The 11,581-nt window shown below is 63.8% G+C and carries 13 protein-coding genes; 12 read left to right on the forward strand and 1 reads right to left on the reverse strand.

Annotated elements, in window-relative coordinates:
• From ABW22_RS16840 to ABW22_RS11590, 12 genes are all read left to right on the forward strand, one after another.
• On the forward strand, nucleotides 1-614 hold a 614-nt coding region (locus ABW22_RS16840), incomplete at its 5' end, for an IS1595 family transposase (RefSeq protein WP_193393299.1).
• A gap of 492 nt (nucleotides 615-1,106) precedes the next feature.
• The gene (gene gspG, locus ABW22_RS11540) at nucleotides 1,107-1,541 is read left to right on the forward strand and encodes a type II secretion system major pseudopilin GspG (protein ID WP_059756616.1); all 435 of its coding nucleotides are present in this window, start codon (nucleotides 1,107-1,109) and stop codon (nucleotides 1,539-1,541) included.
• Nucleotides 1,541-2,725 carry a type II secretion system F family protein gene (locus ABW22_RS11545; protein WP_059756619.1) on the forward strand — a complete coding sequence of 395 codons (1,185 nt, stop codon included), beginning with the start codon at nucleotides 1,541-1,543 and terminating at the stop codon, nucleotides 2,723-2,725. Before gspG ends, ABW22_RS11545 begins: the two co-directional genes overlap by 1 nt.
• Complete coding sequence (locus tag ABW22_RS11550; protein WP_059756621.1) at nucleotides 2,722-4,398, forward strand: GspE/PulE family protein; 1,677 nt, start codon at nucleotides 2,722-2,724, stop codon at nucleotides 4,396-4,398. Before ABW22_RS11545 ends, ABW22_RS11550 begins: the two co-directional genes overlap by 4 nt.
• Nucleotides 4,379-5,137 carry a hypothetical protein gene (locus ABW22_RS11555; RefSeq protein ID WP_059756624.1) on the forward strand — a complete coding sequence of 253 codons (759 nt, stop codon included), beginning with the start codon at nucleotides 4,379-4,381 and terminating at the stop codon, nucleotides 5,135-5,137. Before ABW22_RS11550 ends, ABW22_RS11555 begins: the two co-directional genes overlap by 20 nt.
• Nucleotides 5,138-5,139: 2 nt before the next feature.
• Entirely contained in the window at nucleotides 5,140-5,655 is a 516-nt protein-coding gene (locus ABW22_RS11560) for a hypothetical protein (RefSeq protein WP_059756627.1), read from the forward strand.
• The gene (locus ABW22_RS11565; protein WP_059756630.1) at nucleotides 5,652-6,182 is read left to right on the forward strand and encodes a GspMb/PilO family protein; all 531 of its coding nucleotides are present in this window, start codon (nucleotides 5,652-5,654) and stop codon (nucleotides 6,180-6,182) included. The genes ABW22_RS11560 and ABW22_RS11565 overlap by 4 nt, the downstream gene beginning before the upstream one ends.
• Nucleotides 6,179-6,685 (forward strand): hypothetical protein, encoded by a 507-nt coding sequence (locus ABW22_RS11570; RefSeq protein WP_059756633.1) that lies wholly within the window; start codon nucleotides 6,179-6,181, stop codon nucleotides 6,683-6,685. Before ABW22_RS11565 ends, ABW22_RS11570 begins: the two co-directional genes overlap by 4 nt.
• Before the next feature lies 1 nt (nucleotide 6,686).
• A complete protein-coding gene (locus ABW22_RS11575) occupies nucleotides 6,687-8,603 on the forward strand; it encodes a secretin N-terminal domain-containing protein (protein WP_059756636.1) in 1,917 nt (638 codons plus the stop codon).
• A gap of 2 nt (nucleotides 8,604-8,605) precedes the next feature.
• A complete protein-coding gene (locus ABW22_RS11580) occupies nucleotides 8,606-9,091 on the forward strand; it encodes a type II secretion system protein (protein ID WP_059756638.1) in 486 nt (161 codons plus the stop codon).
• Nucleotides 9,092-9,095: 4 nt separating this feature from the next.
• Complete coding sequence (locus ABW22_RS11585; protein ID WP_059756641.1) at nucleotides 9,096-9,476, forward strand: type II secretion system protein; 381 nt, start codon at nucleotides 9,096-9,098, stop codon at nucleotides 9,474-9,476.
• The gene (locus tag ABW22_RS11590; protein WP_059756644.1) at nucleotides 9,463-9,960 is read left to right on the forward strand and encodes a type II secretion system protein; all 498 of its coding nucleotides are present in this window, start codon (nucleotides 9,463-9,465) and stop codon (nucleotides 9,958-9,960) included. Before ABW22_RS11585 ends, ABW22_RS11590 begins: the two co-directional genes overlap by 14 nt.
• 153 nt (nucleotides 9,961-10,113) lie before the next feature.
• Here the strand turns inward: ABW22_RS11590 and ABW22_RS11595 are convergent, their stop codons facing one another.
• Complete coding sequence (locus tag ABW22_RS11595; protein ID WP_059756647.1) at nucleotides 10,114-11,463, reverse strand: alkaline phosphatase PhoX; 1,350 nt, start codon at nucleotides 11,461-11,463, stop codon at nucleotides 10,114-10,116.
• Between the last annotated feature and the right edge of the window lie 118 nt (nucleotides 11,464-11,581).

The raw sequence follows: 11,581 nt of genomic DNA on the forward strand, positions 1-11,581 counted from the left end.
AGACCATGATTGGCGGCGTTCGGCCTGGGAAGCGCGGACGCGGGGCTGCTGGCAAGGCTCTCGTCGCAGTGGCGGTTGAACAGATGCAGCCAAAAGGATTCGGTCGGTGCCGGATTCAAGTCATCCCCAACGCCGAAACAGGCGCTCTGCGATCCTTTCTCCTGGCTCATGTTGAGCCCGGCTCCACGATCCATACTGACGGACTGGCATCCTATCCGGGAGCAGCCGGGACCGATTACGCCCACCAAAGTACCTCCATCAAGGGTTCCGGCAAAGACGCGCACGAAGTGCTCCCGGGAGTGCACCGAGTCGCCGCTCTCGTAAAAAGGTGGCTGATGGGCACCCATCAAGGGTCGATTGGCGCCGACCACTTGCAGGCCTACCTGAATGAATTCGCCTTCCGTTTTAACCGCAGAGGATCGCGCGCCAGGGGAATGCTCTTCTACCGGCTTCTTCAGCAGTCGGTTGCTATGCACCCAATGTCCTTTCGCGATCTCGTGGCCAACCCAAAACCAAGGAAGGCGGGGCAAGACCGGCCCGCACCGCCTGGCGTGCGCCGCACAGCACCATCGTCGCTATATGTGCCAACCCCGTCAAATCCTTGGCGTAGCTAGATCGCCGCATTTGTATGGATACCCCATTTCTTCAATGCGCGCCCATTCCCGGGTGTGGATCAACTTCGTCAGCCGGGGTGTCAGTCCTTCAATTTCCCGACCCAGGCTAGGGATCAGTTCTTCCTGTACCACAGACCAACGTTGCAGCAGTCCAGCGCGTTGTGTAGCATCCATTTCGGGCGTCCGATGGTTGTCTCAACAGCCCCCATCTTGCCAGCAATGGCGGCGCCCAACCCCGCTTCTCACAACAATAATTCAGTAAGGATGGCGGGTTTTGCAACTACCTCAGCTGACAAACAGTCCAGCAGCGGCATGCGACTGTAGACAGGGAGGTTGATCGCCCCGACATACCCATAAATCAGGCATCCATATTTCTGTAACCTGATTTACGCAATATGTTGTTCTTTATTGCAGCTTTGCCCAGTTGATGCTGCTCGAAGATGGTCATGGATCAGCACCATTAAGCCGGGATATTCATAAGGAGACTCAACCGTGTTATCCACAAAACGGGTTGTCAGCATCCGTCGCCATGGCGGTTTCACCCTGCTTGAACTGCTGGTGGTGCTGGTCATTCTGGGTTTGCTGGCGGGCTATGTGGCACCCAAATATTTTTCCCAGATCGGCAAGTCGGAAGTGAAGACGGCCCAGGCGCAGATCGGGGCGCTGGAAAAGGCGCTCGACCAGTACCGCATCGATACCAGACGTTACCCCAGCACCGAACAGGGGCTGGCGGCGTTGAACGCCAGGCCGGCCGACGAGGCGCGCTGGGACGGTCCCTATCTGAGAAAAGCGGTGCCAAACGATCCCTGGGGCAAGCCGTACCAATACCGCATGCCGGGCGAACATAGCGAGGTGGATATCTTTTCCTTCGGCCGCGATGGCGCGCCCGGCGGCAGCGGCGACGGCGCCGATATCGGCAACTGGTAATGCGCTATCGGGTAAAAGCCTTGCGTCCAGGCGCCGGCGTGACAGCGCTGACGGTTGAAGCGCTCGACGAAGCAGAGGCCACCGCACGGCTGCAACACGAAGGCGCGCAGGTGCTGTCCATCGTCGCCGAGCGCGGCAACTGGCTGGCAACGCGGCGCGCGCGCTTTCCGCTGCTGCTGTTCACCCAGGAACTGATCGCGCTGCTGGACGCCGGGCTGACCTTGACCGAAGTGCTGGAAACGCTGACCGAAAAGGAGAGTCGGCCTGAGTCGCGCCAGCTGATCGAACGCCTGCTTGCCACCATGCGCGAAGGGCGGCCATTTTCGGCGGCACTGGCGGCACAGGCCGAAACCTTTCCCCCGCTCTATGCCGCCACGGTGCGTGCGGCGGAAAACACCGGTGATCTGTCGCCTGCGCTGGCCCGCTACGTCGGTTATCAAAACCAGATCGACACGGTGAAAAAGAAAGTGCTGTCGGCGTCGATTTACCCCTTGCTCCTGATCAGTGTCGGCACGCTGGTGATCGGCTTTCTGCTCGGTTATGTGGTGCCGCGCTTTGCCACGGTATACGCCGACTCAGGTCGCGACCTGCCATGGATGTCACAGATGTTGCTGGCCTGGGGCGAGGCGGTCGAAGCGCACGGCGTCTGGATCGCGCTGGGGGTGGCGGGTGCCCTCGCCAGCCTCATCCTGGCGCTGGCGCAGCCTGCCACCCGCGCGGCGCTTACCCGGCTGGCCTGGCGCACGCCGGCGATCGGCGAGCACCTGCGTACCTTCGAACTGGCCCGTTTTTACCGCAGCCTCGGCATGCTGCTGGTCGGCGGCATTCCGATCGTTCCGGCGCTCGGTATGGTGTCGGGCCTGCTGTCCGCCCATCTGCGCAGCGGCGCGGCGACGGCAATGGACGCGATGCGGCGCGGCGAAACCATCTCGGCCGCATTCGCCCACGGCGAACTGACCACGCCGGTGGCCGCGCGGCTGCTGCGAGTCGGCGAAAAAAGCGGCCGTATGGGTGAAATGATGGAGCGCATCGCCATCTTCCACGACGAGGAAATGGCGCGCTGGGTGGACTGGTTCATCCGCCTGTTCGAGCCGCTCTTGATGGTGTTCATCGGCCTGACCATCGGCCTCATCGTGGTGCTGCTCTATATGCCGATTTTCGAACTGGCGGGATCGATCCAGTGAACGCACCGCAACCCGAGCTAAACGCCGAAACCCTTGCCAAGCTGCGTCAGGAATCGCGCGCCGCTGGCCAGCCCTTCATGCTGCGGGTGCAGGAACAGTTCGGCCTCGACGCCGATGCCACGCTGCATATGTTGGCCGCACACAGCCACCAGCCGGCCTTCGACATGGGCGCGCTGAATGCGCTGACGGTCGACTTCAGCCAGCTGAATTTCAACGAGGCCGCACGACGGCATTGTCTGGCCGCGCGCGACGCCGATGCGCAACTGTGGCTGCTGCTGACCGACCCGTGGGACAGCGCCGGCCGCGCCTATGCCGCGCATGTGCTGGGCGTGCCGTTCAAGACCGGCCTGGCACACCCTGCCGATCTGGCTGCCCTGCTGGCGCGCCACGAAGAAGGCCTGCGCGCAATGGAAGGCGTGGGCGACAGCGGCGCGCTGTCGGTGCGGGATTCGGGCGCCGAGGCGCTGTCGTTTGCCAGTATCGCCGAGGACACCAGCCCGGTGGTGCGACTGGTCCGCTCGACGCTGTACGACGCCCTGAAAGCCGGCGCCTCCGACATCCACCTGGAAACCGATCCGCGCGGACTGACGGTGAAATACCGCATCGACGGCGTGCTCTCGCACATTGCCCACGCGCCGGGAATGGAGGTGGCCGAACAGGCGGTGTCGCGCATCAAGGTGATGGCCGAACTCGACATCGCCGAGCGCCGGGTGCCGCAGGACGGCCGCTTCAAGGTGGCGATCCAGGGCCGCGAAGTCGACGTGCGCGTGTCGGTCATGCCGAGCGTGTTCGGCGAGGACGCGGTGCTGCGCATTTTGGACCGGCAGGCGCTGTCGGATGAACTCTCCGGCCTCACGCTGGAAGGCCTGGGCTACGCCGGAACGACGCTGGCGCGCATCCGCAAGCTGGCGGCCGAACCCTACGGGATGCTGCTGGTGACCGGGCCGACCGGTTCCGGCAAGACCACCACGCTGTACGCGGCGATTTCCGAAATCAACCACGGCCGCGACAAGATCATCACCATCGAAGACCCGGTCGAATACCAGCTGCCCGGCGTGCTGCAGATTCCGGTCAACGAGAAAAAAGGACTGACCTTCGCGCGCGGCCTGCGCTCCATTCTGCGCCATGACCCCGACAAGATCATGGTCGGCGAAATCCGCGACGCCGACACCGCGCAGATCGCGGTGCAGTCTGCGCTCACCGGGCACCTGGTATTCACCACGGTGCATGCCAACAACGTGTTCGACGTCATCGGCCGCTTTATGCACATGGGGGTCGATCCCTACAGCTTCGTCTCGGCGCTCAACGGCATCGTCGCGCAGCGTCTGCTGCGGATAAATTGCCCGCATTGCGCCGCGCCCAATGTGCCATCGGCTGAAATCATGGAGCTGTCAGGATTGACTACCGAAAAAACCCATGATTTCACATTTCGCCAGGGCAGTGGTTGCGGCCATTGCCGCGGCAGCGGCTACAAAGGCCGCCGTGCGATCGCCGAAATCCTGCTGCTCACCGACGAGCTGCGCGAACTGATCGTGGCCCGCGCGCCGATCGGCCAGATCAAGGAAGCCGCCGCCCGCGGCGGCACCCGAAGCCTGCGCGAGGCCGCGCTCGCGCTGGTGAAGTCGGGCGACACCACGCTGGAAGAAATCAACCGTGTCACGCTGGTCGGCTGAAACGCTGCGCATCGCGCTCGCCCCCGGCGAAGCGGCCTTGCTGCATCCGCGCGGCACGCGCGTGCTGACCACGCATGAACGCAGCGCGACGAGCCTGCTGCCGCTGCTGGACGAGGCGCTTGCCGATCCAGCCTGGCATGGCCGCCGGGTCGAAGTGGTGCTGTCGCAGCACTTCGTGCGCCACGTGCTGACGCCGGCGCCCGGCAAGGCCTTGCGCCGGAACGAGGAAGCGGCGCTGGTGGCCGCCAGCCTGCGCGAGATATACGGCGACGAAGCGGCCCATTGGCGGGTTCAGGTGCACAGCCAGCCGCCGCAATACGGCCTGCTCGGCGCGACAGTGGACGAATCCTTCGCGCAGCAGCTGGACGCGCTGCTGGCCCGTCACGGCTTTCGCGACGTGGCCATCCGCCCGCTTGCCAGCGTTGCCGCGCATCATCTGCCGAAACGGTTTCAGGGCTGGTGGGTGCTCGCCGAGCCGGGCTGGCTGAGCCTGTTCGGCGGGGCAAATGGCGTCTGGCAGCATCTCGCCGGCCAGCCGGTCGACGCCGACTGGGCCGCGGCGCTACCCGAACTGATCGAGCGTGAGACCGCCTGGGCACCGCTGCCCGCGATGCCCACGGTGTGGATTCAGGCGCTCGGCGTCGGCTCGGTTTCAACGCCGGACTCCGTCAACGCGCGCTGGCAGGTGCTGCCGCACGATAGTCAGGTTCGTGGCGCACTGGCGCTGGCAGGAATATAACAATGGCGCGCCTCGATTTCGATTTCCATGCGCGCCCGGCGCGCTCCGGCAAGCTGGGCATCGCGCTGGCGCTGGCCGGCGTGGCGGCCCTGGTCTGGGCCTGGAGCAATCTGCAGGCGGCACGCACAACCGAAGCCGGTCTGGCGCTGCAGATTGCCGCCATCGAGCAGGCCCGTCCGCGCCCTGCTGCCAAGCCCGCCTCACCCACCGATCATGCAGCGCAAACCACACAGACGCGTATCGCGGCGCAGCTCGCCTATTCATGGCAGCCCGCCTTCGACGCGCTGGCCGCCGCGCGCAGCAGCAAGATCGCGCTGGTGTCGCTCGATGCGGTGCAGGCCAAGTCGCAAATAAAACTGGTGGCAGAAGCGCGGCAACTGGCGGATGCCGTCGCATTCATCGAAGTCCTGCAGCAGCAGCCGGGGATCAGACGCGCCGCGCTCACCCAGCACGAGGAGCAGGCGGACGACGCGCAAAAACCGGTGCGCGTCCACATCCTGCTGGAGTTGGATACATGAACACGCTGCGCTGGCATCTGCATCAATGGGTACGACGTCTGGGGCGCAGCGGGCTGGTGGGGCTGGGTTTGCTGACGGCTGCGCTGCTGCTGCAGGTGATCCAGGTCGAGTCCTCGCAGCAGGCAGTCATCGCACAGCATGAAAAGTTGACCGCGCTGCGCCTAGCCGCCGTCACGCATGACGCCGATCCTGTGCCGGCTCCGCTCAACCCGCTGGCCATGTTGCCGCCAACAGGCGAAGCCTCGCAACGCATCGGCGAACTGGAACAGCTGGCGCATGCACACGGCATAAGCTTGCCGCGCGGGCAATACAGCGTATCGCCGCTGGCGGGCACGACGCATGCGCGCTGGCAGCTGGTGCTGCCGATCGAGGCACCCTACCCGGCCTTGCATGCCTTTCTGGCTGCTGCGCTGGAGCGCCTGCCCAACCTGACGCTGGACGAACTGAAGCTCAAGCGCGAACGCATCGAGACAAGCGAACTGCAGGCCGAACTACGTTTGAGCCTGTTTGTGGAGACCGCTCCATGACTAAAAAACAGCGGCGCTCGGTATTGTTCATCGCACTGGCGGGCGTCGTCGCGTGGTCGGCCTGGCTGGCATTCAACAAACCGGCGAGCGATGCGAATACCGATCTGGTCGAAGTGGCTGCGCCGGCGGCGCGCACAAACCCTCCAACCGCCGCAGTCGCCATTGCCCCGATTAAATCGCAGGCAGCCGCGCCGCGGCTGGCACTTTCCCGCGCCAACCTGTTCCCCGAGCAGACCTGGTTCGTTGCGCCGCCCCCGCCTCCTGCGACCCCCTATGTGCCGCCGCCTCCGCCGCAGGCGCCTGCATTGCCGTTCAGCTACATGGGACGCTGGCAGGAAGCCGACCAGACCACGTATTACCTGGCGCGCGGCATCCTGCCGGTCAGCGTGCGCGCAGGCCAGGTGCTCGACGGCGTGTGGCGGCTGGAGCCGGTGACCGGCGGCCAGTTGAATTTCACTTACCTACCGCTGGACCAGACGCGCAGCCTGCGCACAGGAGATTGAGTTGCAGCCTACCCGCCATTCCATTTTGACCACCGCGCTGCTCGCCCTGAGTCTGGCCGGCTGCGCCAGCACCGGCCTCAACGAAGGGCGCGAACTGATCGCCGCCGGGCAGACCGAAGCCGGCATCGCCCGTCTGCGCACGAGCCTGGCCGAGGAACCCGACAACATCGAGATCAAGGCCTATTACCACACGCAGCGCGAGCGATTGACCAGCAATCTGTTGACCCAGGCGCAGCAGGATCTGGACGCAAGCCGCTTCGATGCTGCCGAAGTCACGCTGCGAAAGGCACTGGTACTGCATCCCGAGAATCCACGTGCAGGCATGCTCCTGTCCAACCTCGTCACGGCGCGCCAGCACGAGCAAACTTTGCAAACGGCGAACCAGGCATTGGCATCCCACCCGGCCGAATCCGAACAGGCTGCGCGCCTGATCCTGGCGCAGGCGCCCGGTCATGCCGGTGCGCTGGCACTGCTGCAGCAGATCCAGGCGGCGCGCACAGCAGACGAACTCAACCCCCGCGAACTGGGCGCGGCCTACCGCAAGCCCATCACCCTGGAATTTCGAGATGCCACGCTGCGCAATGTGTTCGACATGATTGCGCGGCAGTCGGGCATCAATTTCATCTTCGACAAGGACGTGCGACTGGACACCAAGGCTACGCTGTTCGCGCGCAACACGCCGATCGTTGATGCGGTGGACATGCTGCTGATGACCGGGCAGTTGTCGAAAAAGGTGGTCAACGCCAACACCCTGCTGATCTATCCTGACCTGCCGCAAAAGCAGAAGCAGTATCAGGAACTGCTGGTGAAAAGCTTTTATCTCGGCAATGCAGACGCCAAGTCGACCATGGCGATGCTGCGCACCCTGATCAAGGCCAGAGATTTATACGTGGACGAGCGGCTGAACCTGCTGGTGATGCGCGACACGCCCGAAGCCATCCGCCTGGCGGAGAAGATCATCGCGGTGCAGGACCTGGCCGAGCCGGAAGTGATGCTGGATGTTGAGGTGCTCGAAGTCAAACGCGGGCGGCTGCTCGATCTGGGAATACAGTACCCCAACCAGTTTTCGTTGCTGAATTTACCACCCGCGACCACTTCAACCATTGGCCAGGGGGGCGTTGTCACCAACACCACACCTCCTGCTTCGGTGCTGACCGTCGAGAGTTTAAAAAACATCGCCGCAAGCCAGATTGCCATCAGCCCCGTGCCCACGGTGAATTTCCGCAAGGACGACAGCGACGTCAACATTCTGGCCAACCCGCGTATCCGGGTGAAGAACCGCGAAAAGGCCAAGATCCACATCGGCGACAAGGTGCCGGTCATCACCTCCAACACCACGGCGACCGGCGTGATTTCGGAATCGGTGTCGTATCTGGACGTGGGACTCAAGCTCGACGTCGAGCCCAGCGTGCTGATGCGCGATGACGTGCAGATCAAGGTCGGCCTGGAAGTCTCCAATATCGTGCGCGAAATCCGCAGCAACAGCGGCACGCTGACCTACCAGATCGGCACCCGCAATGCCAGCACCACGCTGCGCCTGAAGGACGGCGAAACCCAGGTGCTGGCCGGCCTTATTTCGGACGAGGACCGCAGCACCGCCAGCCGCATTCCCGGACTGGGCGACCTGCCACTCCTGGGCCGGCTGTTCTCCAACCAGCGCGACGAACGCAGCAAGACCGAAATCGTGCTGTTGATCACGCCGCGCGTACTACGCAGCGACGCCACCCGCCAGCCGGCGCTGACCGAATTCCGCGGCGGCACCGAAAACGCCATCGGCGGCGGCTTGGTTCCCGCGCCCTTTGTGGTCGGGACGGAACTGGTTCTGCCGTCGCAGCTCGTTCAGCCCGACGGCATCCCGGTGACGCCGCCGCTGCTGCCCGCCCCCCAGACGCCCCCGCCCACGGACACGCCTGACTGATCATGCAAGCACGACGTCTTGGCGGCTTCAGCCTGATCGAGCTGGTGGTGACCCTGGCCATCCTCGCGCTGCTCGCCAGCATGGCAGTGCCGTTCGCCCAGCTGGTGCAGCAGCGTCACAAGGAAACCGAACTGCGCGAGGCGTTGCGGCAGATTCGCACCGCGCTCGACAAATACAAACAGATGGCAACGATGGACAACGGCCCCATCACGAGAACCGAGGGCGCCAGCGGTTACCCGCCCGATCTCGATACCTTATGGAAAGGCGTGGCCGACCAGACCAAACCGGACGCGAGCAAGCTCTACTTCATCCGCCGTCTGCCGCGCGATCCGTTTTACCCCGACCCGGCCGCAGCTGCGGCCGAAACCTGGGGGCTGCGCAGCTATGCCAGCCCGCCCGATGCGCCGACACCCGGGCGCGACGTTTTCGATGTCTATTCGCTGTCGGCGAAAACCGGACTGAACGGCGTGCCGTATCGTGAATGGTGAAGCCATGCTGAAACAGACAAAACGCGGATTCACCCTGGTCGAACTGATGGTGGTGATGGCCATCATCGCGCTGCTGCTGGCGCTGGCGCTGCCGCGCTATTTCAATCACCTGGAAAACTCGCGCGAAACCATTCTCAAGCAGGATCTCGCCGTCATGCGCGACGCCATCGACAAATACCATGGCGACCGCGGCCGCTACCCCGACAGCCTCGACGAACTGGTAGGTGCGCGGTATCTGCGCACGCTGCCGGTCGATCCGATCACCGAGCGCCCGGACACCTGGCAAGTGGTGGCACCGTCGGGCGACGAAGCCGGCGCGGTGTACGACATCAGGAGCGGCGCGCCCGGCACGGCGCGCGACGGCAGCGCCTATGCCGACTGGTAAGGCCGCCCAGTCCGGTTTCACCTATCTGTATGTGCTGATGCTGATTGCGCTGATCGGCATGGGCCTCGCCGCCGCAGGCACGCTGTGGCATACCGATGCGCAGCGCGCACGCGAGACCGAGCTGCTGTTCATCGGCGCCCAGTATCGCCAGGCGATCCGCAGCTACTACGAGCTCGACCCCGCGCAGCCCCGCCTGCCGCAAAGCATCGACGATCTGCTGAAAGACAACCGCCGCCCCGGCATCGTGCGACACCTGCGCCGCGCATATCGCGACTCCCTCACCGGTGGCGAGTTCGCGCTGATCCGCGCGCCCGATACCCGAGGCATCGCAGGCGTTTACAGCCTGGCAGCGGGACGCCCCTTCAAGATCGCAGGATTCCTGCCCGAAGACGAGGCGTTTTCCGGTGCGGCCAGCTATGCCGACTGGCGCTTTGTCTTTAGCCTTCCAGCCACGCAGACACAGCAGGTGAAGCCGTCACCATAACAAGCCCATCAACCAATTGATCCGGACGGCTGGATCAGGACGGTGCACAGTACTCCACTTCCATATCCCATACTGGGCGCACGAAATAAAAAGCCCCTGCCGAACCGGCAGGGGCTTTAAGGCGAAAAGCGAATCAACGCCCCTCACATATCATCAGTCATTGTGATGCTTGTCATGGCCTTTGTGCTGCTTGGTAATGGCCATGGTCTTGTCGTTGCCGGTGCCGGAATGCTGCACGTTGACGAACAGGGTGCGCGGATCCTTGCCGAAGTAGATGCCGCTGCCCTCGGCCGGCTTGTCCTTCAGTGAGGCGAACAGATGCACGCCATCCTTGTAGCCGTCGCCGTTGGCGTCTTTGGAGCGCGGGTCGTACACCCAGATATCGCTGAAGGCGTTGTCTTCGATGATCCACAGCTTGCCGTCGGGGCCGTTGGCCAGGTTGTCCGGGCCTTTGAAGCCGGTGATGCCGGCGGCCTGGTCTTCAATCGGCGCATTCTTGCCGGCGGAAACGACATAACTGACCATGGGCTTGTCGCCCAGTTCGACGGCCATTACCGCGCCCTTGCCGCTGGTGTTGGCGGGGTTGTCGACGTCCTCGCAGGTCAGCGCCACATACAGGGTGCTGTCGATGCGCTCGAGGTCCTCGGGGCGGCAGAACTCGGTGGCGCCAACCGCGGTCGCGGCAGCATGCGCCTTGATCTGGGCTTGGGTCATGTCGAGAGCAACCCATTCGGCGGCGCCGGTCTTGGCGCCGTCCATCACCTTCAGGGCATACAACTGGCCGCTGGAAAGATCGCCGTAGGTGGTCGGCACGAATTTGTAGATCGAACCCTTGCGGTCTTCGTCGATGACGTAGACGTTGCCTTCGGCGTCGATTTCGAGGCCTTCGTGGGCCAGCGCGCCGAGCATAGGACGCACGGTCACGCTCTCGGCGGACATGGGGTCATGCTTGTCCAGCTTGAGCTCATACACCAGGCCAGCCTGGGCTTGGGGCGCATCGGGATCGGGACGCGCAGCGGTACCGACTTCTTCGGCGAACAGGACGGTACGCCACGGGGTCCAGACGATGCCATCAAGCGCTTCCCAGTCGGCACGGCCAACCACTTCCTTGGAAATTCCGGTTTTCAGGTCGACCACGGACACGGCACCGCCGCTGCCTCCGTCGACGCGCAGCGAATTGCCGTCGTTGCCGATGGCACCACCGCGCACTTCGTGCGTGCGGTACATGTAGCGGCCGGCGTGCTTGCCGGTCTCGTTGACGGTGTTCATGTCGTGCCAGTCATTGGCAACATAGATGTCCAGGTCGGTTTCGTCGGAGACGATGGACTGGACATAGCCCTCGGGAATCACCCAGGGGGTGGTGGTGATGTCAGCATCGTTTTCCATGCCGTAGGCGGAAGCGGCGATGGGGTTGAACGCCATCGGGCCATTTACGGCGGAACCGGCATGGACATTGGCCGCAAAAGCAGCGACCAGGGTCAGGGCAAGCGTGGATTTTTTCATTGAAAACTCTCCTGAAACTGTAGGGATAAAAGGCGGGGCGACACGGCTATGCCGCACTGAGCATTGTTCTCAGGATGTATTGCGGACGTGTGATGGTTTCGTGAAATTGGCAAAAAGC

The sequence above is a fragment of the Thiobacillus denitrificans genome (assembly GCF_001530125.1).
GTDB classification, from domain to species: domain Bacteria; phylum Pseudomonadota; class Gammaproteobacteria; order Burkholderiales; family Thiobacillaceae; genus Thiobacillus; species Thiobacillus denitrificans_C.

Excerpts from the sequence above, each read along its gene's own strand:
- ABW22_RS11545 (WP_059756619.1), top strand. The coding sequence starts at position 1,541 with ATGCGCTATCGGGTAAAAGCCTTGCGTCCAGGCGCCGGCGTGACAGCG.
- ABW22_RS11560 (WP_059756627.1), top strand. The coding sequence starts at position 5,140 with ATGGCGCGCCTCGATTTCGATTTCCATGCGCGCCCGGCGCGCTCCGGC.
- ABW22_RS11565 (WP_059756630.1), top strand. The coding sequence starts at position 5,652 with ATGAACACGCTGCGCTGGCATCTGCATCAATGGGTACGACGTCTGGGG.
- ABW22_RS11570 (WP_059756633.1), top strand. The coding sequence starts at position 6,179 with ATGACTAAAAAACAGCGGCGCTCGGTATTGTTCATCGCACTGGCGGGC.
- ABW22_RS11580 (WP_059756638.1), top strand. The coding sequence starts at position 8,606 with ATGCAAGCACGACGTCTTGGCGGCTTCAGCCTGATCGAGCTGGTGGTG.
- ABW22_RS11585 (WP_059756641.1), top strand. The coding sequence starts at position 9,096 with ATGCTGAAACAGACAAAACGCGGATTCACCCTGGTCGAACTGATGGTG.
- ABW22_RS11590 (WP_059756644.1), top strand. The coding sequence starts at position 9,463 with ATGCCGACTGGTAAGGCCGCCCAGTCCGGTTTCACCTATCTGTATGTG.
- ABW22_RS11595 (WP_059756647.1), bottom strand. The coding sequence starts at position 11,463 with ATGAAAAAATCCACGCTTGCCCTGACCCTGGTCGCTGCTTTTGCGGCC.